This is a genomic window from Streptomyces malaysiensis subsp. malaysiensis, assembly GCF_040653035.1.
Classification (GTDB): domain Bacteria; phylum Actinomycetota; class Actinomycetes; order Streptomycetales; family Streptomycetaceae; genus Streptomyces; species Streptomyces malaysiensis.
In genome coordinates, this window is record NZ_JBEZNG010000007.1 from 364,280 (window position 1) to 388,013 (window position 23,734).

Here is a 23,734-nt window from a genome sequence, read left to right on the forward strand (position 1 = left end):
CGCCCGGCCCGGCTTCGGGAGATCATGCGTCAGGCTCGAGGGACGAGCCGCAACGGCCGTGTCAGTGCGTCGACGTGGCCCACGCGACCGAGGAGGTCCCGCCGTGACTGTTGCCGCAGTCGGCAATTCCGGTGATGCCATGGAACTTTTCCGTGGCACCGCGCACAGCCCGTCGTTCTTCGCGCTCAACCGCGCCGGGGTCACGGGTGGCGGTCAGGAGCTCGTGGACTTCTGCATCCCCTGCAATCCGTACTTCCCCACTCCCGCGATGTTCGCCGTGATGGCGGTCAGGCTGCGGGACATCCTCACCTACTACCCGAGCCCCGCGGAGACCATCACCGCCGAACTGGCCGATGTGCTGGGACTTCAGCCGCAGACCATGGCGATGGGCAACGGCTCGACCGAGCTCATCACCTGGATCGACCATCTGCTGGTGAAGGAAAGCCTGGCGGTGCCGATTCCCACCTTCGGCCGCTGGACCGACCAGCCGATGGAGACCGGCAAACGGGTCGATATGTTCCAGCTTCCGGAAATGAGCGGATTCGCTCTCGACCCGAACGCCTTCGTCAACTTCGTACGCTCCCGGGGCTCCCGGGTCGCCGTGATCTGCAACCCGAACAACCCCGACGGGGGTCTGCTGCCCCGCCAGGCCCTCATCGGCATCATGGACGCCCTGGCCGACCTCGACCTGATCGTGATCGACGAGTCGTTCCTGGAGTTCGCGGACGCCGAGGCGTATCCGAGCGTCGTCGACGAGGCCGTCCTGCGCCCGAACGTGATCGTGCTGCGCAGCCTCGGCAAGAACTTCGGGCTGCACGGTGTGCGCTTCGGCTATCTGGTGGCCAATCCCTCGCTCGCCGTGAAGATCCGCTCCCGGCTGCCGAAGTGGAACCTCAACTCCTTCGCCGAGGTCATCGTCTTCATGCTGAAGCGGTACCGGCAGGAGTACGTGGAGAGCCTGCGCATGCTCAGCCGCGACCGGCAGCAGATGACCACCCAGCTGGCCGGGCTGCCCGGGATGACGGTCTACCCCTCCCAGGGCAACTTCGTCTTCGTCAAACTGCCGGCCGGAACGGACGGCGGCTGGGTCCGGGACCAGCTGCTGTCCCAGCACGGGGTGCTGGTGCGCGAATGCGGCAACAAGCTGGGCAGCAGCAGTCAGTTCATGCGGCTGGTGGTGCGTTCCCAGCCGGATGTGCAGCGGCTGCTGACCGGGCTGAGCACCGTGCTGTACGGGACGTCCTTCTACGCTCCCCAGGTCAGCTGGGAGCAGCAGCCGTCGGTGCCCTCGGGGTACGCGGACTCCTCCGGCTACCCGGGGTTCGCCTCCTCACCGGCGCCGTCGCTGGACTACTCCTTCCAGCAGCCGCCCCAGCTGACCGCGGCGCCGGTGGCGCAGGAGCCCCAGCCGATGTACGCCGCGGCCGCCGCCCTTCCGGGCCCGCAGGGCGTCTCCGGCGACCTGTACGGGCAAGCGTCGTCCCTCGCGACCTTCGCGGGCGCGGGCGCCGCGGGCGTCTCAACGGGGTACGTCCAGCAGCAGCCGCTCGCGGAGCTGTCGCCCGCGTATGTCGCCACGCCCCCGGTCCAGCCGCCCCTGTACCAGGCTCCGGCAGCGCTGCCGCAGCCCCAGATGGTCCAGGTGCCCCAGCCGCAGATCCCGCAGCAGGAACCGGCGCAGCAGTTCCAGGCCGGGCAGTTGCAGCCGGCCCAGGCGCCGTTGATGCGGATGGCGCCCCAGCCGCAGAGCGCGCAGTACCAGGGCGCCCAGGCGCAGACCTCCCAGATCCCGATCGTCCAGGCCCAGGACGCCCAGGGGCAGGGGGCGGCGGCCGCGTACCTCCGGTCCCGGCCCGAGGAGACCACGGTCGACCAGATCCCGGTCTACGGCCGGCGGGAGGCCGGTGTGCCCGAGCCGTCGCCGATGGATCAGACCCAGGCCATGACCTACGACCCCGCCGAGCTGAAGGCCGCGGCCGCGGCACCGGTGGTGCCCCTCAGCGAGACGGACGACGATCCGACCGGGCAGACTCCGGCGCTCCAGCGCTATCCGCGCCCCGCGGCCTACCTCCAGGACGACTCGATGGCATGACCGGCCCCGGGGTACCGATGGCGTGCCCGGCCGGGGTCATGAGCGCGGCAGCCGCTCGTCGCACGGCCAGGCCGGGGAGACCCCGGCCGCCGCGCAGACCGCGATATGCAGCAACAGGGGATGGGTGTACGGCTCTTCGTCGCCCGGCCAGTGCACCACACCGGGCTCCTCCGCCCCCGCGGGTCCGGTCGGCCGCCCGGGCGGGCCGGTCACCATGGCGCCGACCGCGTAGACGGCCGGTGCGGGCCAGCTGACCCCGACGTCCGACTGGGGCGGCACGATCCACCACCAGTGCCCGGCCCCGGCGAGGACACATCCCGCCCGGGGCAGCAGCGCCATCACCCCGGGGCCGTGCCGCTCGGCGATCCCCACCGCGTCGTAGGCCCGCTCCGTCCGCAGTGCCGGTGGCAGTTGAAGGCGGTGGCGGCCGGGCGCCGGGCGGAATCCATGCCGGCCGAACCGGCCGCGGACGAGGCCGGTCAGCGCACCGGCGAAGGCGTACGTCATCTAGGGGCACTTCACAAGAGTCGGGCCGCTTGCGCCTGCGGTCGCCGCGGCAGAACGCGGTAACGGGATCATGACGCAACTATGCGCACCGCCACGCACACTTGGCAAGGGGCACTCTGAAAAGTGCAGAGTTGTAAGTGCAATGTGTCCGTTCCGCACTGGCCATGGCACACTGCGCTCAGCAGCGTTGGGGAGGTCAGGGAGGGATTCAGGTGAGCGAACCGCGGTCGGCCCCGACCGTGGGTCAGGTCGTCCTCGGCAAGAGGCTCCAGGATCTGCGGGAGAAGGCGGGGTTCAAGCGGGACGAGGCGGCGAGAGTGTTGCGGGTGGCGCCCGCCACGGTCCGCCGCATGGAGACCGCCGAAGTCGCGCTGAAGGTTCCGTATGTCCAGATGCTGCTGGACGCCTACGGGATCACCGGCGAGGAACTGGACTCATTCATCACCCTGACCGAGGAGGCCAACAAGCCGGGCTGGTGGCAGCGGTTCCACGACATACTCCCGGACTGGTTCAGCGTCCACGTCAGCCTGGAGGGCGCGGCCGAGATGATCCGGGCGTACGAGCCGCATTTCGTGCCCGGACTGCTCCAGACCGAGGACTACGCCCGCGCGGTCATGCAGACCGGTGCGGTCGGCCAGTCCGGCACCCGGCAGGCGGAGCGCCATGTGGCGCTGCGCATGGAGCGGCAGACGCTGCTCACCCGGCGGGACCCGCCCCGTCTGTGGGTGGTGATGGACGAGACGGTGCTGCGCCGGCAGGTGGGCTCGGCGGCGGTGATGCGCCGCCAGATCGACCAGTTGCTGGAGTCGGTCGAGATGCCGCAGATCACCCTTCAGATCTCGGAGTTCTCCACCGGACACCATCCGGGCACCTATGGGCCCTTCGTCCTCTTCCGTTTCGCTGTTCCCGAACTGCCGGACATGGTCTACGTCGAGTACCTGACCGGCGCCGTCTACCTGGATGAGCGCATCGAGGTGGCCTCCCATCTGGAGGCCATGGACCGCATGGCGGCCCAGGCGGCAACCGCACGACGCACGAAGGAAATCCTCCGGGATTTCCGCAAGGAGCTCTGATCGGAATGGATCGCATTCACAACGGCATGCGCGCGAGCGACCTCGGCAGCGAGGGCTGGCAGAAGCCGTGGAGCGGTGGCAACGGCGGCAATTGCGTCGAAGCCATGAAGCTGGACGACGGACGGGTCGCGATCCGTCAGTCGACCGATCCGGACGGTCCGGCGCTGATCTACACCCGCACCGAGATCATGGCGTTCATCCAGGGCGCCAAGGCGGGCGAGGCCGACTTCCTCGTCTGCTGAGATGCCCCCGTACGACGCCGACGGCCGGCCGGCCGTCGGCGTCCCTGCCGATGCCGGATCCACCGCACAAGGCGTCCGCAGCCAGACAGACCGACGGTCAGCGCGGTGATCTGCGGAACGGCCTCGGCCAGCGCGTGGACGGCGCTCGCGCCCGCGAACGGGTCCAGCCGATTCCGGCGGAGCGCAGGCGGCCCCGGGGCCATCCAGGAAGTGGCCCCACGCGCGGCCCGGCGTCCCTCGGCGCGCCATGGCTCGATCGTGGCGGGCACCTCCTCGGTGATCCACCACGGGGTGTTCCGGGACGAGGACGGCCTGGCCGATCCACCCACCCTCGATCCGGTGAAGCCGCCCGGCATCACCGCCCGCGAGGTGTCGGTGAGCCTCGATGTGCCGCGCCGGCAGTGGATCGGCCGCGCGGGCGGAAGTCCGCTGGGCGCGGACCGATGAGTTCCGCGCGGTGCGCCGGTCTGATGGGTGACAACGGGTGGCAACACCTTCCCGCGCACCGAGGAGACACCATGAGCACCACCGAGATCACCATCACCCGGGACCTGGACGCGCCGCGCGAGACGGTGTGGCGGGTGTGGACCGAACCGGATTACTTCGCCCGCTGGTTCGGCGCCGCGCCCGAATCCGTCGCCCTCGACGTCCGGCCGGGTGGCGCCTGGAAGGCGACCGTCGCCACTCCCGGGGGCGAGATGCCGATGCGCGGCGTCTACCGCGAGGTGGTCGGCCAGGAGCGGCTGGTGTGGACCCTGGACCTGCCACAGGGGGCCATGGAGATGACGGCCACCCTCGCCGATCTTGGCGACGGCCGGACCCGGGTGGTGCTCCGGCAGCCGGCCCCGCCGCGGGAGCAGTGCGCCCAGGCCGAGGAGGGCGCCAACCGGCTCCTGGACAGCTTCGCCAAGGTGCTGGCGTCGGTCTGAGCGCTCCCGGTCACTCCCCCGGCGGCGGCCCGTCCCACTCGATGACGGACACCTCATCGCCCACGGCGAGTTTTCCGGTGCGGGTCACGGAGAACTGGCAGCCGAACAGGGTGGCGCCGCCGGGGCCGCGCCGGTAGCCGGCCAGGGTGCGCAGGGGCTCCGGGCCCGCCTTCACACCCCTGCTCTGGTCGACCGTCGGCACGGCACATCGGGCGGTGTGCTTGGCGAAGCCCAGCTCGACACCGCCGATGGCGATCCTGCGGACCCGGTCCTCCCGATGGGGTTCGTCCCATCCGCCGAGCACGATGCCGGGGCGGAAGCGGCTCATCGGCAGCGCCGCGCCACCGGCCTCGGCGATCCGCTGGTTCAGCCCGTCCAGGCTGGCCCGGGAGACGAGGTGCACCGCGCCACTGTCGGCGTAGCCACAGGTGCCGGGGATCCATCCTTCGGTCACCCGGTGGTGTTCCGGCGGCACCCGTACCAGCCTGCTCGGCGCGCCCAGTGTCCGCGAAAGCCACCTCGCGACGTCCTCGCCCTGGTCGATGCCGAGGTAGGGGTTGTCGAACACCTTGACCTCGCGCCGGGCGGATGTGGTGTCGACGTCGATGGCCACTTCGCCCTCGCCGGGGGCAGAGAGGGTGAGGCGTTCGCCGTCGGTGTCGATGGCGGGGCGGATGACGGCAAGCCGGGGATCCCGCCGCTGAGTGCGGCACGCCCCGTCCTCGCCGATGACCATGAAGCTGCGGTCGTGCCGCAGACCGGCCTGCGTAAGCAGCGTCTCGGACACGGGAACGCCCGCGCATCCCTTGACGGGATAGGAGGTCAGCTCGACAACGGTCGCCATCCGCGCACCTTATCCCAGGGGTGACGGCGGCCCTGATCGGCCGGTGTGGGGCGCTCCCGCGCCGCCGCCCGGTGCCCGACCGGCGGTTCTTGGCATGCACCGGTCCCGCCATGCGCCCCCGGCCCGGCGTCCAGCGGCAAGGCGTAGCGCGGAGTACGCCGAATGACCCACCGCGCATGGCCGGTGACCACCGGCACATGCCGTAGGCGCGCTGCGCCTTCCGCCGACCGGAACCCAAAACGGACCGTTTCCACGGAGCGGCGGACGAGGTCGCGGGAAAAGCGCGGCCCCCGCGTCGCCAGAGGTCCCGGTCAGGCGGGGTGAAGAGTGATTATTTCGGTACCACCCCTTCGGGCGGAGCCGAAGGGAGGAAGTCGATGTGAGCCAATGATATGCGCGGTGACGCGGTTCCCGCTATACACGGACGGCGTGATTCTCCGCCAGTTCCCCGCCGCCATCACGACCGGCCCTTTTCGGAGAACTGCCGCGGCGCACGGGCGGTCGTCGCGGCGATGCGCGACAAGAGATGCGGTGAACGCCGAGTCAAGTCCGTTCTGACGGCTATGAGTTGACCCAGGCGCCAAGCAGTTCGCCCTGTTCCGCGAGCCATACCGGATGCGAGAGAGCATAGGAGTCGAGTCGGGGTTCCGCACCCGGCGCCCTCGGTCACCTCTCCTTTCTCCTTCTCCCCGCCGCGCCGTCGCCCGGGGCCGCGCCCGCTCACGGTCGGCCCCGCCCCCGGAACGCGGCGGTCGGCGGCAGGCCCCCGTGGATGCGATGCGGTCTCGCGCCGCGCGCCGGGAGAAGCCGGCGGGCCCGACCGGCGCGTTCGCTCATGCGTCCCCCTCTTCCCCGCCCCACCGCAAGGCCGTCCTATTTCCCGCCCCTCCCACCGTCTCCCGCTCTCCCCTTCTCCCCTTGTCCCCTTCTCTCCTCCACTCCCCCCGCATTCCGCGGCTGCCGGGGAGTGGGCCGGAGCTGCTGGTTCCAGCGCGCTACCGCGCGGATACGGCCATCCGCCCGAGCCCGGCCGCCAAGCGGTCGATCTTGACCGGGCGGCGGCGCAATAGCGCCGGGGAAGATCCCGTGCCCGGTGCCGGGCCCGCACCAGGCGCCCTATTGAGCCGCCCGCCGCTCGTCCATCTCTCAACAACCCGTGCGGCGGCGGCAATTCACGCGGCCAGCCGCCCGAGATCGGTCACCGATCACCCGGATACCAATCCGGCGGAATAGCGTCCGTCCCATCCGGCGCGCCGGAGAATCATTTCCCGCCGTACGAGGGCGTCCGCAGGGTACGACCACCGGCTTCCGCCGCCGACCCGCCGGTGCCGACCCGCCGACGGCCGTGCGCCCCCGGCCCCCCGTGCGCCTCCCACCACTGAACTGACGGAGCGTCAGCTGATTCCGGGGTCGCACCGGGCGGCGCGCGGCGGTCCGTGAGGCCCCCTGCGCCTTGTGACCAGCGGGGCCGGGCTGCGGTACTCGTACAGCCCGCCGGGTCCTCCGGAGGGCACGTCGAGAGCCGTTGTGGAGAGGAACCAGCCTCATGGCCGTACGAGGAAGTCACCGACGCCCCGCATCGCCCAGCCGGGTCTCCCCGCTGTGCGCGGCCCTCACCGCCGGCGGTGTCGGCATCGTCCTGCCGTTCCTCGGCACCGGCGCCGCCCACGCGGCCTCGGTGGACACCTGGGACCGCGTCGCCAAGTGCGAGAGCGGCGGCAACTGGCACATCAACACCGGCAACGGCTACTACGGCGGGCTGCAATTCGCCCAGCACACCTGGGCGGCGTTCGGCGGCACCGCCTACGCCTCGCGGGCCGACCTGGCGTCCAAGGCCCAGCAGATCACCGTGGCGGAGGCGGTCCTGCGCAAACAGGGCCCCGGCGCATGGCCGGTCTGCTCCGTCCGGGGCCGGCTGACCCGCTCCGGCCCGCCCGCCGAGGTGGCGAGCCGCGACGCCGAACCCCACGTCAAGCAGCCGGCCAAGCCCGCCAAGAAGTCGCCCAAGTCCACCGCGAAGTCCCGGGCCCGGCAGCACACCGCCCGGCGCGCCGCGGCATCCGGCTCCTACTCGGTGGTGCGCGGCGACACACTGTCCCGCATCGCCACGCGTGCCTCCGTCCGCGGTGGCTGGAAGGCGCTGTACCACGCCAACCGGGGAACCGTCGGTCCCAACCCCCACCTCATCCACCCGGGGCAGCGGCTCGCACTGCCCGCGGGCTCCCACCACCCCCGCAAGGCGACGCCCCGGCACCGCGCCTCGACGATCTCGAGCCACACGGTGGTCCGCAAGACGGCCGCGCGCCCGCATACGGCCCCGGTCAGCGGGCCGGTCAGCGCGGCGTACGGCATCCGCGGCGCGCGGTGGGCGAGCGGCCATCACACCGGCGTGGACTTCGCGGTCCCCGTCGGCACCTCCGTACACGCGGCCGCCCCGGGCACCGTGGTGGCGGCGGGGTGGGGCGGCGCCTTCGGCTACCAGGTGATCGTCCGTCACGCCGACGGCCTCTACACCCACTACGGGCATCTGTCGGCGCTGACGGTCCGCACCGGGCAGTCGGTCGAGGCGGGCGTGCTGATCGCCCGGTCCGGCAGCACCGGCTACGCCACCGGACCGCATCTCCACTTCGAGGTCCGCACCGGCCCGCGCTTCGGATCCGATATCGACCCGCTCGCCTATCTGCGCTCACACGGCGTCGGGGTCTGACAGCTCACACCGGACGCCTGGCGTCCACACGGTCCATCTCCGAGGGGTGGGGGAAGGGGAGGCCGCCCGAGGCACGGCTCGGGCGGCCTCCCGCCATCCGTGCGGGGAATCCGTCAGTACCAGATCGCGACGGGCAGCCCGGCCGCCTTCTGCGGCGGGTCGGGCAGGCTCCGGGCGGTCCCCAGCGCGATGCGCCGGGCGCTCCAGGCCGCCGCCGCGGCGTCCAGCACATCGTCGGGCGGCACCCGCCCGGCCGGTCCGAGGTCGTCGGGCAGAACGATGCCCTGGCCCGCCAGCAACCGGCGGCGCACGGCCTGGCCGTTCCAGCTCTTCTTGCTCCAGGCCACGGGCCGCCCCTCGTCGATGGCGGCGAAGGAGACCTCGGGATGGACCTCGTACAGCCGGTGGTCGCCGCCGTCGCGGCACGCGTTGGCCTCGCGCAGCTTGGCCGCCAGCCCCCAGGACTGACGGCTCAGCCCCTGACCGGTCAGCTCCCGGCAACGGATATTGGCCCCGGCGTAGTCGTCCGCCTCCCAGACCCCGCGCGGCGGCACGGAGAAGACCCGGGAGCGGTGCGGGGCCACCTTCGCGACGGCCAGGCCGTCCGCCTCGCGCCATCCTTCCGCCAGCAGCCCCAGCGGCATATCGACCGCCACCACGGCGGCGTCCGGAATCCGGCCGAGCAGTTCGCCCAGCCCGCCTGCGGTGTCGGCCCCGGCGAAGCGGCCCTCCTCGTCCAGGGCGACGGCCACCCAGCCGGTGCGGCAGGCGTCCACCCCCACGACGGGTGATTCGGCGCATCCGGATGCGGAGGGGGTGTGAAAAGCATCGCGACGGGAACCCATGCGCCGTATCCGACCACACGCAGGAGCCGGGGCGGGGCCGAACGGCATGGAAGGACGGGCGATGGGCGTACGCACATGGATCCGGGAATGGCCTGTCTACCGGCAGCTGACCGGCGGCGACCCGCTCGGCCGGGGCGCGGCCGCCACCTCGGCCACCACCCGTGAGCTGCGCCCCCGCACCGAAACGGCCGACAAGGTGGTCAAGTCGGTGTGCCCCTACTGCGCGGTGGGGTGTGCCCAGAACGTCTATGTGAAGGACGGCCGGGTGGTGCAGATCGAGGGCGACCCCGACTCACCGGTCAGCCGCGGCCGGCTGTGCCCCAAGGGGTCGGCGTCCCTCCAGCTGACCACCGGCGAGTCCCGGCGCCACGAGGTGCTCTACCGCCGCCCGTACGGCACCGACTGGGAGCGGCTGGGCCTGGACACCGCGCTGGACATGGTCGTCGACCGGGTGATCCGCACCCGCCGTGAGAGCTGGCGGTGGGAGCAGGACGGGGTGAGTGTCAACCGCACCCTGGGGATCGCCAGCCTCGGCGGCGCCACCCTGGACAACGAGGAGAACTACCTCATCAAGAAGTTGTGGACCGGGCTCGGGGTGATCCAGGTGGAGAACCAGGCCCGGGTCTGCCACTCCGCCACGGTCGCCGGGCTCGGCACCTCCTTCGGCCGCGGTGGCGCCACCACCTTTCTCCAGGACCTCCAGAACGCGGACTGCATCGTGATCGAGGGTTCCAACTTCGCCGAGGCCCATCCGGTGGGCTTCCAGTGGGTGATGGAGGCCAAGGCGCGCGGTGCGAAGGTCATCCATGTCGATCCGCGGTTCAGCCGCACCAGCGCCCTGGCCGATCTGTACGTGCCGATCCGGGCCGGCACCGACATCGCCTTCCTCGGCGGCATCATCAACCACGTCCTGACCGGCGGCCACGACTTCCGCGACTACGTCCTGGAGTACACCAACGCCTCGACCATCGTCGGCGAGGATTTCGAGGACACCGAGGACCTGGCGGGGGTCTTCTCCGGTCTGAACCCGGAGACCGGCCACTACGACGTCTCCACCTGGGGCTATGAGGGCGCACAGGTCCAGGCGCCACAGGGCGCGGCCGACGAGCTGTACGAGGAGCGCACCCACCATGGCGCGTCCCTCTCGGCCGCCGCCGTCTCCGAATCCTATGGCTCCGGCGGCGCGCCCGTCCCCCCGAAGGTCTCCACCGACCGCACCCTGAAGCATCCGCGCTGCGTCTATCAGGTCCTCAAGCGCCACTTCGCCCGCTACACACCCGAGATGGTCGAGAGGACCTGCGGGATTCCCCGGGACACCTTCCTCGAGGTGTGCCGCGCGCTGGTGGAGAACTCCGGCCCGGACCGCACCTCGGAGTTCGTGTACGCCGTCGGCTGGACCCAGCACACGGTCGGCTCGCAGTACATCCGCACCGCGAGCATCCTCCAGCTGCTGCTCGGCAACATCGGCCGCCCCGGCGGCGGCATCCAGGCGCTGCGCGGCCACGCCAGCATCCAGGGCTCCAGCGACATCCCCACGCTGTTCAACGTGCTCCCCGGCTACATCCCGATGCCGCACGCCCACGCACACGAGGACCTGGACACCTTCATCAAGGCCATAAAGACCGAGAAGGGCTTCTGGGGCGAGATGCGCTCCTATGTCGTCAGCCTGCTCAAGGCGTACTTCGGCGACGCCGCACACGCGGACAACGACTACTGCTTCGGCCATCTGCCCCGGCTGACCGGCTCCCACAGCACGTACCACACCGTGAAGGAGATGCTGGACGGAGTCTGCAAGGGCTACTTCCTGATGGGTGAGAACCCCGCCGTGGGCTCGGCCAACACCAAGATGCAGCGGCTGGGCATGGCCAACCTGGACTGGCTGGTGGTCCGTGACTTCTCCCTCATCGAGTCAGCCACCTGGTGGCAGGACGGGCCGGAGATCGAGACCGGCGAGCTGCGCACCGAGGACATCGCCACCGAGGTGTTCTTCTTCCCCGCCGCCGCCCACACCGAGAAGTCCGGCTCCTTCACCAACACCAACCGCATGCTCCAGTGGCATTTCGCCGCCAAGGAGCCGGACGGCGACGCGCGCAGCGATCTGTGGTTCATGTACCACCTGGGGCGGCGGATCAAGGAGCGGCTGAAGGACTCCACCGACCCCATGGACCGGGCCGTCCAGGATCTTGCCTGGTCCTACCCCACCGAGGGGCCGCACGCCGAGCCCAGTGCCGAGGCGGTCCTGGCCGAGATCAACGGCCGGGACGCGCGGGGCGAGCCGCTCAGCGCGTACACCCAGCTGAAGGACGACGGTTCCACCTCCTGCGGCTGCTGGATCTACTGCGGGGTGTACGCCGACGGCGTCAACCAGGCCGCCCGCCGCACCCCGCACACCGAGCAGAACTGGATCGCCGCCGAATGGGCCTGGGCCTGGCCCGCCAACCGCCGTGTCCTCTACAACCGCGCCTCGGCCGACCCCTCCGGCCGGCCGTGGAGCGAGCGCAAGGCGCTGGTGTGGTGGGACGCGGACCAGGGACGGTGGACCGGCCATGACATCCCGGACTTCATCCCCGACCGGGCGCCCTCCTACCGGCCGACCGAGGACGCCCGGGGCCCGGACGCGCTCAGCGGAGTGGATCCGTTCATCATGCAGGCCGATGGCAAGGGCTGGCTGTACGCCCCGGCGGGGCTGGTGGACGGCCCGCTGCCGACGCACTACGAACCGCAGGACTCGCCGGTGCGCAATCCCCTCTACCCGGAGCAGCAGCGCAACCCGGTCCGGGTGGTGATCCCCGATGAGCACAACGCCTTCCACCCCAGCGGGGGTGAACCGGGCAGCGAGGTGTTCCCGTACATGGTCACCACCTACCGGCTCACCGAGCACTTCACGGCGGGCGGGATGAGCCGCTGGACACCGTATCTGGCCGAGCTCCAGCCGGAGTTCTTCTGCGAGGTCTCCCCCGAACTGGCCGGTGAGCGGCGTCTGGAACACACCGGCTGGGCGACGCTGATCAGCGCGCGCGGGGCGATCGAGGCCCGGGTGCTGGTCACCGAGCGGATGTCCCCGATCAGGGCCGATGGCCGCACGGTGCATCAGATCGGGCTGCCGTACCACTGGGGACCCAATGGCTACACCCGCGGGGACGCCGCCAATGAACTGGCCGCCATCGCCCTCGATCCGAATGTCCACATCCAGGAGGTGAAGGCGCTGAGCGCCGACATCCGTCCCGGCCGCCGCCCCCGCGGCCCGGAGCTGACGGCCCTGCTCGAAGACTATCGGCGGCGTGCCGGAATCACGGCGCGGACCGGAACGGAGGTGCGGGGATGACCGGCACCTCCGAACGCCCGTCGCTGATCGGCCGCAATCTGCTGGCCGGAGCCGAACCTGATGTCGCCGGGGACGCCGGACACGAGGGGCATCCGCCCCGGGTCGGCTTCTTCACCGACACCTCGGTATGCATCGGCTGCAAGGCGTGCGAGGTGGCGTGCAAGGAGTGGAACGCCGTCCCGGAGGACGGGCTGGACTTCACCGGCATGTCCTTCGACAACTCCCAGGGCCTCGGCGCCTCCACCTGGCGCCATGTGGCCTTCATCGAGCAGAGCAAACCGCTGGGCCGGGCCGAGGCGGCGGTCGACCACAGCGATGTCGATGTGCTGGCCCTCGCCTCGCGGGGCTCCGGGACCCCGGTCGAGGAGGCTGCGATCACCCCGACCTCCCCGGCGTCCCCCTCCCCCGACGGGCAGACCGGGCTTCGGTGGCTGATGGCCTCGGACGTGTGCAAGCACTGCACCCACGCGGCCTGCTTGGACGTCTGCCCGACCGGCGCGCTGTTCCGTACCGAGTTCGGCACCGTGGTGGTCCAGGACGACATCTGCAACGGCTGCGGCTACTGCGTACCCGCCTGTCCGTACGGAGTCATCGATGTACGGCCCGGGGATGGCGGCGCCCATAAGTGCACCCTGTGCTACGACCGGCTGGGCGCCGGTCAGGAACCCGCGTGCGCCAAGGCGTGCCCCACCGACTCCATCCAGTTCGGCCCCCTGGACGAGCTGCGCGAACGCGCCGCGGCCCGGGTCGAGGAGCTGCACCGGGTGGGGGTCGAGGACGCCCGGCTGTACGGGCACGACCCGGAGGACGGCGTCGGTGGCGACGGCGCCTTCTTCCTGCTGCTGGACGAGCCGGAGGTGTACGGGCTGCCGCCGGACCCGGTCGTCACCACCCGGGATCTGCCCTCGATGTGGCGGCACGCGGGTGCCGCGGCACTGACCCTGCTCGGTGGCGTGGCCGCCGTGTTCGCGGCCCAGGGCGTGAGCGGACGCCGTACCGGAAGGAGGCGCTGATGAGCGAGTCGGAGGTCACCCGTGACGGCATCCGCGGCGCCCGGCCGGACCGCCATGCGCTGGTCGGCAAGGGGATGTGGAACGGCGAGCGGCCCGGCCGCAAGGCCCGTAAGGGCGGTAAGGGCCGCAAGGGCGATCAGCCGATGGTCCCCCGGGCGGAGTTCACCTCCTACTACGGCCGGCCGGTGCTCAACCCGCCCACCTGGCACCCCCGGGACGTCGCGGGCTACTTCTTCCTCGGCGGGCTCGCGGGCGCCGGTTCGGTGCTCGCGGCGGGCGCCGAGCTGACCGGCCGTCCGGTCATGGCCCGCGCGCTGAAGGTGTCCTCGCTGGCCGCCCTGACCGGCTCCGCCGCGGCCCTGATCAACGACCTCGGGCGCCCTGAGCGGTTCGTCAATATGCTGCGGGTCTTCAAGCCCACCTCGCCGATGAGCGTCGGCTCATGGGTGCTGGCGGCCTACGGCCCGATGGCCGGGGCCGCCGTCGCCTCGGACCTGGCCGGGCGGCTGCCGCGCACCGGCCGGGCGGCCACGGTGGCGGCGGCGCTGCTGGGCCCGGCGGTGGCCTCGTACACGGCGGTGCTGGCCGCCGACACGGCCGTTCCGGCGTGGCACGACGGCTACCGCGAACTGCCTTTCGTCTTCGTCGGCTCGGCCGCCGCGGCGGCGGGTGGTATGGCCCTGCTGGCCTCGCCGGTCGCCGAGAACGCCCCGGCGCGCGGGGTGGCGCTGCTGGGCACGGCCGTGGAGACCGCCGCCGCCAAGGCCATGGAGCGACGGCTCGGTGTGGTGGCCGAAACCTACCGCGAGGGCCGGGCGGGCCGGCTGATGCGCGCGGCCGAGGCGCTTTCGGCGGCGGGTGCGCTCGGCGGCGCCCTCCTCGGCCGCCGCAGCCGCACCGCCGCGGCCGTCAGCGGCGCGGCCCTGCTGGCGGCCTCCGCCTGCACCCGGTTCGGGGTGTTCTACGCCGGGATGCGGTCGGCGGAGGATCCGAAGTACACGGTGCTGCCCCAGCGGGAACGGCTCGACGCGCGGCGGGAGGGGTCGCGGGAGGGCTGACCCGGCCGCGGCGTGAGGAGGTTGACCCGGTCGCGGCGTAGAGGGCTGGCCGTGACACGCCGTACGGCCGCCCCCACCGCGGCGTAGGACCGTCCCGCAACGGCGTACCGCTGTTGGGGGCGCGGCCGAACGCGGCTGCCCGAAAGGGCAGTTCGTGCTGCCCCTCCCCGGCGGGCCCTGGCCTGGACGGGGCGGCGTCCGCCCCGCGACGCTGGCTGGAGGCGGACATCCGGTGTGGGGAGGCAGTCCCCGGGGAGCGGCAGATGAACGCATACGAGCATGACCACGGACATGAGCACGATGAGTCCCTCGCCTCGCCGAAGCGGCCGGGCCCCCACGAGGAGGCGGAACTTCCGCATCTGCTGAAGGCCGCCGCCACGGGCCGTACGGAGGTGCTCGGCCCGTCCGGGATGGGCACCCTCCAGCGCACGGTCGGCAACTCGGCCGTCCGGGCGGCGCTCCAGCGCGACGCCGAACAGGGCGAGGAGGGCGAGCGGCGGTCGAGCGTCCATGACGTCATCTCCTCCGGTGGCGGGGAGCCCCTGGACACCGGCACCCGGGGAGATATGGAGGCCCGGCTCGGCGCCGACTTCGGGGACGTACGCGTGCACACCGGCTCCTCGGCGCACGAGTCGGCGAAGGAGGTCGGCGCCCACGCCTACACGGTCGGGAACGACGTGGTCTTCCAGCGGGACGCCTATGACCCGTCCTCGCAGCAGGGCCGCACCACGATCGCCCATGAGCTGACCCATGTCATCCAGCAGCGCGGCGGCCCGGTCGACGGTACGGAGGCCCCGGGCGGGATCCGGGTGAGCGATCCGTCCGACCGCTTCGAGCGGGAGGCGTCGGCCAACGCCGAGCGGGTGATGGCCGGGCCGTCGCCCGCCCCGGAGCCCGCCGCCGCCTCCGCCCCCGCCCCCGCGTCCGCCGCGCCGCCGGTGCAGCGCCAGGAGGCGGACGAGGACGAGGAGCCGGCGGACGTCCAGGGGTCGTTCGTCCAGCGGGCCGCCGAGGCGGGGGCCGAGGACGAGGAGGAGACCCCACCCGAGGGGTAGCCCGGCTCGCCGGACAGCCCTTCCCCGTCAGCCGTCGGCCTTCGTCGCCGAGATCTTGCCGCCCAGGAACAGCGACTCCGAGCACTGGGACGGCGCCGGGGCCTTCACCGGCCTACCCACCTCACGGCAGCTGACCGAGATCGTGACCTTGCCCTTGGCCGGCACCTGGATGGGGGTCACGAAGTGGTAGTCGGAGTCGCGGAAGTTCTCCAGTGCCAGATTGAGCAGTTGTCCGTCGTCGCTGGAGATGACCAGCGTCCCGGCGTCGCCCTGCGGATTCTGCACCACGATGTCCGTGAGTTCGAAGATCTTCCCCTCGGGGACGGTGTACGCGGTGCGCTCGGCGGCACCGCCGCCCACCGTGTCGCGCACCTGCACCCGTGCGCTGGTCGGGGCCGCGGGCCCGCCCGGCTCACCGGGCCCGGCGCTCGAACCGTCGGACGGACCACGGGACTTGTCGCCACCAGGACCGGCCGAGCCGCCATCCTGGCCGCCGTCCTGACCCCCGCCGCCCGACGCCCCCTGGCGGCCGCCCTGCTGTCCGTCCTGACCGCCGCTGCTCTCCTTGTCCCCTTGTTTCACGGCGGATTCGACCGCCTGCGGGGTGATCGCCTCCCGGGCGGCCGAGCGAACGGTGGGGCGCAGCAGCGCGTACCAGAAGCCGACCAGGAGCGCGGCCACCAGGACGGCGGCGGCGAGGGCCCGGGGCAGCCAGCGCGGCAGGATGGCCTGCTGCTCGTAGGAACCATCCAGGACCACCGGCTCGTACGGGTCCTGGCCGTCCCCCATCCGCGGTGTCACCACCGCCTGGAACGGATGGGTGACCGGGGTGCCGCGCCACAGCCGCTTGGCGGGGCGCACCTTGAGCGTGGCGAACTTGGCCTCGCCGGGCGGGATGGTCAGTTCGGCGGGCTCGAAAGCCGTTTTGGCCCGCTCGGTGGCCCCGCGTGCGCTGAGCGCCACCGTGAGGGGTGTGTTGCCGCGGTTGTCCACCGCGACCTTGTGACGGCCGCGCCAGGCGCTGTTGGAGCCACGGGGCACCAGTTCCGAGGTGACCTCGGTGAAGGGCCGTACCGTCACCCCGCGTTCGAGGACGGTGGTCTCGCTGTGTTCGCTGGTGGGCACCACGCGCAGCCCGAGCGGTATCTCCCCGGGAGCCGTTTCCGGGCTGCGGGGCGGGCGCAGCCGCAGGACGGCGGCGCCCGTCGCGCCCGGGTAGAGCGACAGGGTCTCCGGTTCCACGGTGGTCCAGGCGGCACAGGGCCCGACCACCTCGAAGCGGCACTCCTCCACGGTTGTTCCCGAGTTGAGCACCTGTACGGGGAGTTCGGCCTCGCCGCCGGGCTCGACGACGACGGAGGACTCGTCCAGGCTCGCCGAAACACTCATGCCGCGCACCGTATTCTCCGCTCCTCGGCGTCGGCAGCGGCCGCGCAGTCACACTTTCGGGCAATTGCGGTGCCCGGTGAGTCACGCTCATTTCCTTGGAGAACTAGGGGGATTACTGTGGTTGCCCGTTACGGGGAGGTGGGCGTGGATGAAATGTGGAGATGACATGGACACGCCATCCACATTCTTCATCATGTCCCCTCCCTCAGTCGCCCGAGGGGAGAGAGCGACGTGCAACAGACGACGGGAGATCGCGTTACGGTGGCGCTGCGCGCCGGGGACCCGGTGTCGCAGGCCGGAGTCGCCAGCCAGCTGCGCACCCGGCCCGAGGTCAAAGTCATCGACTGGGACGAACCCGACTCACCACAGGTCGTGGTCGTCGTCCTGGACGTTCTCGATGACGGCGCGCTACGCGTGTTGCGCCAAATTCAGCGGACCAGCACCGCGCGGGGGGTTCTGGTCACCACCCACATCGACGAACAGCAATTGGTGAACGCCGCGGAGTGCGGCTTCGTCGGGGTCGTCCGCCGCGCCGAGGCGACCCCGGAACGATTAGTGCGGGTGATCGGCGCGGTGGCGAAGGGCGAGGGGCGGGTCCCGCCGGATCTGCTGGGCAGCCTGCTCGAGCAGGTGGGCCGGCTCCAGGGGCAAGTGCTGGCACCGAACGGGCTCAATTTCACCGGTCTGGCCGCCCGCGAGATCGAAGTGCTGCGGCTGGTCGCCGAGGGCTATGACACCGCGGATATCGCCATGAAACTTTCCTACTCCGAACGCACGATCAAAAACGTGCTGCACGCCGTCATGACGCGGCTGAATCTCCGTAACCGCAGCCATGCCGTGGCATACGCGCTCCGGCAGGGATTGATATGAGCGTTTGCCTCAAGGGGCAGCCGGCCCTTCCCTAAGGGCTGGCTCACGCCCCGGTGCGCCGCTCCCCGGTGAACCGCCATCGTGGAGCCCGGCGCGCCGATCTCGAGTGGGGTGTTCTGTGCGTTCTGTGCGGGGGTTCCAGCGCTTTCGACCGCTTGCCGGGATACGTGACGACGTGCGCGCTCGCGCCTTTCGCGTCGGCACGCTGACCGCCGTTCTGCTACTGGTGATCAGCGTTGTCCCGGGCGCGGCCGCGGGCAAGCGCGCGGCCGCGGCACGGCCGGCGGTCACCCCGGCCGTGGTGGACGAACCGCTGGACCCGGGTGACGCGCTGACCGTGGACAAGAAGGTGCGCACCCCCGTGGTGCCGCCCCGGCCGGATGTGGTGCTGCTGGTCGACGGCACGGGCAGCATGCAGCCCACCATCGACAACGTTCAGGCCAATCTGGAGCAGATCACCAGCAGAGTGCGCGAGCAGCAGCCCGACTCCCGCTTCGCCGTCGCCACCTACGGGGACCAACAGGTCGACGGCGAGCGGGTGTTCACGGTGCTCCAGACGCTGACGGACAACCTGGAGGACGTACAGAAGGGCGTCGACCAGCTCACCGATGACCGCGGCTCGTACAGCCCCGGTCCCGCCGAGGACTGGATCAACGGTCTGTGGCAGATCGCCAACGGGGCGGGCGGCGCCTTCCGGGAGGGCGCGAGCCCCGTCGTCGTCCTCGTCGGCGACGCTTCAAGCCACGACCCCAGCAAGGGGCATTCGCTCACCGATGGCATCAACGCGCTCAAGGACGCGGGCGTCCGCGTCCTCGCCGTGGATGTGGCGACCGAGCTCGGCGACGGCCTGAACGGCAACGGCGACAACGGCAACGGCCCGGGCCAGAATCAGGAGCCGACACACGATCCGGACCAGGCGACCAAGGTCGTCCAGGCCACGGGCGGAAGGCTCTTCCAGGACATCGACTCCGGCGAGGTGGCCGACACGGTGGCGGAGGGGCTGACCAATCTGCCCACCACCGTCAGCTATCAGACCTTCGGCTGCGACCCCGCACTCTCGGTCACGCTGGATCCGGCCACCCGGCAGGTGACCAGCGGTGAGGTGGCAACGTTCACCGAGACCATCACGGTGGCGGACGACGCGCCGCAGGGGGCCACGGTCCACTGCGGTGTGCAGTTCCTGCTCGACGGCAAGCCACCGAGCGGGCAGATGCCCGACGATGTGGTGCCCGCCCGGGAATTCCGTGGTGGTGGGCGGGGGAATGGGAACGACACCGGTGGGAGCGGCACCGACGACCCCGGTTCCGGCCCCGGTTCCGACCCCGGCTCTGACTCCAGCTCCGGGTCCAGCTCCGATGGCGGCGGGGGATCCATCGCGGGGGCCATCGGCGGCGCGGTGGGCGGCACCGACGGCGGCGGGAACGGCGGTCTCATCGGCGGCGCAGCCGGTGGTGTGTCGAGCGGATCCGACAGCTGCGGCGGCGGTTCGATCGCCGGTCTGGCGGTGGGCGGCGCCGGAGGCTGGGACGGCGGAGGCGACGGCGGTGTGATCGCCGGGGTGCTGGGCGGGCTCATCGGAGGCTCCGGCGGCGACTGCGGCGGAACGGCGAACGGCGGCTCCGGAGCCGGGGGCAGCGGCTCGGACGGCGGCTCCGTGGCCGGGGCCATCGGCGGTGTGATCGGCGGGGCCGACGGTGGCCAGAACGCGGGTGCCATCGGCGGACTGCTCGGCGGAGCCACCAGCGGAAGCGGCGGCGAGATCGGCGGCCAGAACGGCGGCGGCCAGCAGAATGGAGGGCAGAACGGGGGCGACCAGAACGGCGGGGATCAAAACGGGGGCCAGCAAAACGGCGGCCAAAACGGCGGAGACCAAAACGGCGGCCAACAGAACGGCGGTCAGAACGGCGGAGACCAAAACGGCGGTCAGCAAAACGGCGGCCAGAACGGCGGCCCCGGCGGCGGAGACGGTGGCGACGAACCCACCCCCGAGGACTACCAGCAGCGCATCAGCATCACCGTCAACGATGTGACCGCCCCCGTCGTCACCGTGGACGACCGCACCATCGAGGCCACCGACGACAACGGCACCGAGGTCGACTTCACCGCCACCGCCCAGGACGCGGTCGACGGCGATCTGCCGGTCAGCTGCGATCCGCCTCCGGGTTCGCGCTTCCCCGTCGGCAGGACCCGGGTCAGCTGCACCGCCACCGACTCCTCCGGCAACACCGGCACCGACACCGCGACCTTCACCGTGCGCCCGGCCCCCGTGCCGGACGAGGCGGATCTCGCCGTCACCACCGCCGTCGGCCCCACGCCCGCCTACACCGGGCAGCGGACCGGGGCCCGCCTCACCCTCACCAACGCAGGCCCGAAGACGGCCAGGAACGTCGTGGTCACCACCACCTGGCCCCGCACCAAGGACACGGGCGACCGCGACCTCTCCGGGCTGTCGCGCTGCACCCGGGCCACCCCGTGCACCATCGCGCCGGGCGGACGGATCACGGTGACCCAGACGGCCGAATACCGCACCGCGATCCGCGGTGAGCTGAAGGTCTCCGTCAGCGGTTCGCCACGCGATCCCCGGCGTGCCGACAACACCGACACGGCCCGCGTCCGGGTGCTCAAGCCCAAGCTGACGGTCACCCCCGAGGTCGCCCGCCCCGGCGATGTGACCATCGCCCGCGGCAAGGACTTCCCGCCCGGCGTCACGGTCGCGCTCAGCTGGGATCCGGGCGTCACCGCGGCCCGGTCGACCGTACGGGTGGGACGCGGCGGCACCTTCGAGGCCCAGATGCTGGTGTTGCCCAAGGACCGGCTCGGCCCCCGTGAGCTCCGCGCCACGGTGACGGGGCTCGAGCGGCTGGATGAGCCCGTGCTCGTCGTACGGCGCAACCTTCAGCCGCCCGACTTCGCCGGCCGGGGGTGAGCATCCGTGATCCACGAGGTCGACGAGGCGCTACGCGCCATCTTCCGGGCCGATGTCGTGGCGGGCGGCCAGGTGGTCGTGGTCTTCGACGCCCCCACCCGTGACTGGGCCGCCAAGGTCAACGCCCCCACCGTCAATCTCTATCTGTACGACATCCGCGAGGACATGCGCCGCCGGGAGCGCGGTCTGCTCAATGAGTACGACGAGCAGGGCGCCATCGTGGCCCGGCGCCGCCCGCCCCGCTACTTCAAGCTCTCGTATCTCATCACCGCGTGGACCAAGCGCCCCGAGGACGAGCACCGGCTGCTGTCCTCGCTGCTGTCCTGTCTGCTGCGGTACGAGGCCCTGCCCGCCGAACGGCTCACCGGCACGCTCGCCGAACTCGGCGTGTCCGTCCCCATGACGGTCGCGCTGCCGCCGCCCGAGGACCGGTCGTTCGCCGATGTGTGGAGCGCGCTCGGGGGCGAGCTCAAGCCCTCGCTCGACCTGGTAGTGAGCGTGCCGGTCACCGAGTCGCCCGTCTATCCGGCCGGTCCGCAGGTGGGCGAGGAGGGGGTGCGCCTGGGCTTCTCCGACTCCTCACGGGAGGCGCCCGCGCCTGCGGCGCCCACGCAGCCGATGCCGGGTGGCGCCAACCTGCCGCTGTACGGGGCCCGCCGCACCGGTATCGCCTCCCAGGTGGCGGAGGAGCGGGCCGAATGACGAGCCCGGCGGACGCGGAGACCGAAGAGCCGGATCCGAGCCTGCGCCATCTTCTCGACCGCGCGACCCTCGTCGAACAGCGGATACGGCGCACCGTCCACACCCGTCAGCTCACCGACCCCAACCCCGACGACGCCTTCCGCGGCCTCTACCTCAGCGACGAGACCATCCACCGGCTTCTCGACTCCGGACGCCCCCACGACTCCACCGTCCCCGACGACGCCGACTCCGCCCTCCTGGCCGAGGCCGAGGCGCGCGCCGACGCCGCGGCCCGCGCGGGCAGTCCGACCCGACTGCGCACCCTCGCCCATGACTTCGGCCTCTCCGCGCTCGATGTGGAGATCCTGCTGATCGCGCTGGTCCCGGATCTGGACGACCGCTTCGAGCGGTTCTACGGCTATCTCAACGACGATGTCACCCGCCGCCGGCCCTCCATCGGTCTCGCCCTCGGCCTGTGCGGACTCTCCGCGGCCGACGCGGCCGCACGGGCCCGGCTGTCGCCGCGGGCTCCGCTGTGCGCGGGCGGTCTGCTGCTGGTCGAGGAGCCGGACCGCCCGTTCCTGGCGCGTGCGCTCCGCGTCCCCGACCGGGTCACGGCGCATCTCCTCGGCGATGACACCCCCGATCCGCGCATCGTCGATCTGCTCGCCCCGTGGCAGGACGTGTCCGGTGTCGGCGATCCGGTCCCGCTCGCCCGTGCCCTCACCGCCGAAGAGCCCCTGGCGTATCTGCGGGAGGACCAGGGCGGTGCGGGCACCGCGCTGGGGGCCTCCGCCCTCTCCCGGGCGGGGCACGGTGTCCTCGGCCTCGATCTGGAGCGCCTCGCCCGGGACCCCCAGCCCGCCGAGGCGGTGCGGATCCTCGCCAGGGAGGCCCGGCTCACCTCCGCCGGTCTGGTGTGCGGTCCGATCGACGCCCTCATCGGCGACAAACCCGAGGTCATCCGGCTGGTGGCGGACACCCCGCTGCCCGTCGTGCTGGCCGGCCGCGCGCCCTGGGACGCCGCGTGGTCCTCGCGTCCGCCGCTGCTGCTGCACGCCCCGCGGGTGGAACCGACCGCACGGGCGGCGCTCTGGTCCGACGCCTATGGCACCACGGTCCCCGCGGGCCTGAACCTCACCCGCCTTCTCTCCCCGTTCCTCCTCACCCCCGATCAGATCACCCGGGCCGCCCGGGGCGCCGCCCAGAGCGCGGCGCTGGACGGCGGCGCCCTCCGCCCGGACCACATCCGCGCCGGGGCCCGCGCCCAGAACGCGGCGGGGCTCGACCGTCTCGCCCGCCGTATCGAACCGGCCGTGGACTGGTCCGACCTCGTACTCCCCCCGGGCCCCCTCGCCCAGCTCCGCGAACTCACCGCCCGCGCCCGCCACCGCGACCGGGTCCTGGGCGAATGGGGCATGCGGCCGGGCGGTGGCCGGGGGCGCGGTGTCACGGCCCTCTTCGCCGGGGACTCCGGTACCGGCAAGACGATGTCGGCCGAGGTGATCGCCGCCGATCTGGGCCTGGATCTCTATACGGTCGATCTGGCCACCGTCATCGACAAGTACGTGGGCGAGACCGAGAAGAACCTGGAGCGCATCTTCACCGAGGCCGCCGGAATCAACGGCGTTCTGCTCTTCGACGAGGCCGACGCCATCTTCGGCAAACGCTCGGAGGTCAAGGACGCGCATGACCGCTACGCCAACGTCGAGAGCGCGTACCTCCTCCAGCGCATGGAGACGTTCGACGGGCTGGCCATCCTCGCCACCAACCTCCGTGCCAACCTGGACGACGCCTTCACCCGCCGGCTCGATCTCGTCGTGGACTTCCCCCTCCCCGACGCGGGCCACCGCCGCCGGCTGTGGGACCGCTCGCTGGGCACCGCACTCCCCCGCGCCACCGATCTGGACCTGGACTTCTGCGCCGAGTCCTTCGAACTGGCCGGCGGCAACATCCGCTCGGTGGCCGTCACCGCCGCCTATCTCGCGGCCGAGTCCGGCAGTCCGGTGACGATGCCCGACCTCATCCACGCATTGCAGCGCGAATACCAGAAGCTGGGCCGGCTGACCCTGGCCTCGGAGTTCGGCCCGTATATGTCCTTGCTGACGGACTGACGGACTGACGGACTGACGGACTGAGGGGGCTGACAGGGCTGACGGGATTGACGGGATTGACGGA

General features: G+C 71.8%; 18 protein-coding genes. 14 read left to right on the forward strand and 4 right to left on the reverse strand.

Translation table 11 applies throughout. The annotated features are described in order from the left end of the window. Positions 1–139: 139 nt before the first annotated feature. Positions 140–2,092: a pyridoxal phosphate-dependent aminotransferase gene (locus AB0E24_RS17560; RefSeq protein ID WP_359378065.1), complete on the forward strand. Its 1,953-nt coding sequence runs from the start codon at positions 140–142 to the stop codon at positions 2,090–2,092. Positions 2,093–2,128: 36 nt separating this feature from the next. Here the strand turns inward: AB0E24_RS17560 and AB0E24_RS17565 are convergent, their stop codons facing one another. Further along, positions 2,129–2,599, reverse strand: coding sequence for a hypothetical protein (locus AB0E24_RS17565; RefSeq protein WP_079152774.1), 471 nt, complete (start codon positions 2,597–2,599; stop codon positions 2,129–2,131). A 212-nt stretch (positions 2,600–2,811) separates the two neighbouring features. Between AB0E24_RS17565 and AB0E24_RS17570 the strand changes: the two genes are divergently transcribed. The 4 genes from AB0E24_RS17570 (at position 2,812) to AB0E24_RS17585 (ending at position 4,843) form a co-directional block, all read left to right on the forward strand. After that, entirely contained in the window at positions 2,812–3,672 is an 861-nt protein-coding gene (locus AB0E24_RS17570; RefSeq protein WP_069860646.1) for a Sco1979 family transcriptional regulator, read from the forward strand. 5 nt (positions 3,673–3,677) lie between these two features. Next, positions 3,678–3,914 carry a DUF397 domain-containing protein gene (locus AB0E24_RS17575; RefSeq protein ID WP_069860645.1) on the forward strand — a complete coding sequence of 79 codons (237 nt, stop codon included), beginning with the start codon at positions 3,678–3,680 and terminating at the stop codon, positions 3,912–3,914. A 210-nt stretch (positions 3,915–4,124) separates the two neighbouring features. Beyond that, positions 4,125–4,361: a hypothetical protein gene (locus tag AB0E24_RS17580; RefSeq protein WP_359377968.1), complete on the forward strand. Its 237-nt coding sequence runs from the start codon at positions 4,125–4,127 to the stop codon at positions 4,359–4,361. Between the two features lie 71 nt (positions 4,362–4,432). Further along, a complete protein-coding gene (locus tag AB0E24_RS17585; RefSeq protein WP_359377971.1) occupies positions 4,433–4,843 on the forward strand; it encodes an SRPBCC family protein in 411 nt (136 codons plus the stop codon). Between the two features lie 10 nt (positions 4,844–4,853). Here AB0E24_RS17585 and AB0E24_RS17590 read toward each other — a convergent pair whose 3' ends face one another. Then, positions 4,854–5,687, reverse strand: a complete 834-nt coding sequence (locus tag AB0E24_RS17590; RefSeq protein ID WP_359377974.1) for an MOSC domain-containing protein — start codon at positions 5,685–5,687, stop codon at positions 4,854–4,856. 1,546 nt (positions 5,688–7,233) lie between these two features. On the opposite strand from AB0E24_RS17590, the gene AB0E24_RS17595 reads away from it, so the two are divergent. After that, on the forward strand, positions 7,234–8,394 hold the full coding sequence (locus tag AB0E24_RS17595) for a transglycosylase family protein (protein WP_093707634.1): 1,161 nt from the start codon (positions 7,234–7,236) through the stop codon (positions 8,392–8,394). Between the two features lie 113 nt (positions 8,395–8,507). Here the strand turns inward: AB0E24_RS17595 and AB0E24_RS17600 are convergent, their stop codons facing one another. After that, positions 8,508–9,239: a DUF429 domain-containing protein gene (locus tag AB0E24_RS17600; RefSeq protein ID WP_359377977.1), complete on the reverse strand. Its 732-nt coding sequence runs from the start codon at positions 9,237–9,239 to the stop codon at positions 8,508–8,510. Between the two features lie 61 nt (positions 9,240–9,300). On the opposite strand from AB0E24_RS17600, the gene fdh reads away from it, so the two are divergent. The 4 genes from fdh to AB0E24_RS17620 all read left to right on the forward strand — a co-directional run bounded on the left by fdh (position 9,301) and on the right by AB0E24_RS17620 (position 15,690). Beyond that, entirely contained in the window at positions 9,301–12,564 is a 3,264-nt protein-coding gene (fdh, locus tag AB0E24_RS17605) for a formate dehydrogenase (protein WP_359377980.1), read from the forward strand. Then, complete coding sequence (locus AB0E24_RS17610; RefSeq protein ID WP_359377982.1) at positions 12,561–13,577, forward strand: 4Fe-4S dicluster domain-containing protein; 1,017 nt, start codon at positions 12,561–12,563, stop codon at positions 13,575–13,577. The genes fdh and AB0E24_RS17610 overlap by 4 nt, the downstream gene beginning before the upstream one ends. After that, the gene (gene nrfD, locus AB0E24_RS17615) at positions 13,577–14,635 is read left to right on the forward strand and encodes an NrfD/PsrC family molybdoenzyme membrane anchor subunit (protein WP_359377985.1); all 1,059 of its coding nucleotides are present in this window, start codon (positions 13,577–13,579) and stop codon (positions 14,633–14,635) included. Before AB0E24_RS17610 ends, nrfD begins: the two co-directional genes overlap by 1 nt. 263 nt (positions 14,636–14,898) lie before the next feature. Beyond that, entirely contained in the window at positions 14,899–15,690 is a 792-nt protein-coding gene (locus AB0E24_RS17620) for an eCIS core domain-containing protein (RefSeq protein ID WP_359377988.1), read from the forward strand. Positions 15,691–15,717: 27 nt separating this feature from the next. Here the strand turns inward: AB0E24_RS17620 and AB0E24_RS17625 are convergent, their stop codons facing one another. Then, positions 15,718–17,079, reverse strand: coding sequence for a COG1470 family protein (locus tag AB0E24_RS17625; protein ID WP_193525027.1), 1,362 nt, complete (start codon positions 17,077–17,079; stop codon positions 15,718–15,720). Positions 17,080–17,310: 231 nt separating this feature from the next. Here AB0E24_RS17625 and AB0E24_RS17630 point away from each other — a divergent pair, with 231 nt between their 5' ends. From AB0E24_RS17630 to AB0E24_RS17645, 4 genes are all read left to right on the forward strand, one after another. Further along, the gene (locus tag AB0E24_RS17630) at positions 17,311–17,949 is read left to right on the forward strand and encodes a helix-turn-helix transcriptional regulator (protein ID WP_069860635.1); all 639 of its coding nucleotides are present in this window, start codon (positions 17,311–17,313) and stop codon (positions 17,947–17,949) included. 175 nt (positions 17,950–18,124) lie between these two features. Then, on the forward strand, positions 18,125–20,875 hold the full coding sequence (locus AB0E24_RS17635; protein WP_359377993.1) for a VWA domain-containing protein: 2,751 nt from the start codon (positions 18,125–18,127) through the stop codon (positions 20,873–20,875). Positions 20,876–20,881: 6 nt separating this feature from the next. After that, entirely contained in the window at positions 20,882–21,577 is a 696-nt protein-coding gene (locus AB0E24_RS17640; RefSeq protein ID WP_069860633.1) for a Pvc16 family protein, read from the forward strand. Then, on the forward strand, positions 21,574–23,670 hold the full coding sequence (locus tag AB0E24_RS17645; RefSeq protein WP_359377996.1) for an ATP-binding protein: 2,097 nt from the start codon (positions 21,574–21,576) through the stop codon (positions 23,668–23,670). Before AB0E24_RS17640 ends, AB0E24_RS17645 begins: the two co-directional genes overlap by 4 nt. Positions 23,671–23,734: the final 64 nt, after the last annotated feature.

Excerpts from the sequence above, each read along its gene's own strand:
- AB0E24_RS17560 (WP_359378065.1), top strand. The coding sequence starts at position 140 with ATGGAACTTTTCCGTGGCACCGCGCACAGCCCGTCGTTCTTCGCGCTC.
- AB0E24_RS17565 (WP_079152774.1), bottom strand. The coding sequence starts at position 2,599 with ATGACGTACGCCTTCGCCGGTGCGCTGACCGGCCTCGTCCGCGGCCGG.
- AB0E24_RS17575 (WP_069860645.1), top strand. The coding sequence starts at position 3,678 with ATGGATCGCATTCACAACGGCATGCGCGCGAGCGACCTCGGCAGCGAG.
- AB0E24_RS17585 (WP_359377971.1), top strand. The coding sequence starts at position 4,433 with ATGAGCACCACCGAGATCACCATCACCCGGGACCTGGACGCGCCGCGC.
- AB0E24_RS17590 (WP_359377974.1), bottom strand. The coding sequence starts at position 5,687 with ATGGCGACCGTTGTCGAGCTGACCTCCTATCCCGTCAAGGGATGCGCG.
- AB0E24_RS17595 (WP_093707634.1), top strand. The coding sequence starts at position 7,234 with ATGGCCGTACGAGGAAGTCACCGACGCCCCGCATCGCCCAGCCGGGTC.
- AB0E24_RS17600 (WP_359377977.1), bottom strand. The coding sequence starts at position 9,239 with ATGGGTTCCCGTCGCGATGCTTTTCACACCCCCTCCGCATCCGGATGC.
- fdh (WP_359377980.1), top strand. The coding sequence starts at position 9,301 with ATGGGCGTACGCACATGGATCCGGGAATGGCCTGTCTACCGGCAGCTG.
- AB0E24_RS17610 (WP_359377982.1), top strand. The coding sequence starts at position 12,561 with ATGACCGGCACCTCCGAACGCCCGTCGCTGATCGGCCGCAATCTGCTG.
- nrfD (WP_359377985.1), top strand. The coding sequence starts at position 13,577 with ATGAGCGAGTCGGAGGTCACCCGTGACGGCATCCGCGGCGCCCGGCCG.
- AB0E24_RS17620 (WP_359377988.1), top strand. The coding sequence starts at position 14,899 with ATGAACGCATACGAGCATGACCACGGACATGAGCACGATGAGTCCCTC.
- AB0E24_RS17625 (WP_193525027.1), bottom strand. The coding sequence starts at position 17,079 with ATGAGTGTTTCGGCGAGCCTGGACGAGTCCTCCGTCGTCGTCGAGCCC.
- AB0E24_RS17645 (WP_359377996.1), top strand. The coding sequence starts at position 21,574 with ATGACGAGCCCGGCGGACGCGGAGACCGAAGAGCCGGATCCGAGCCTG.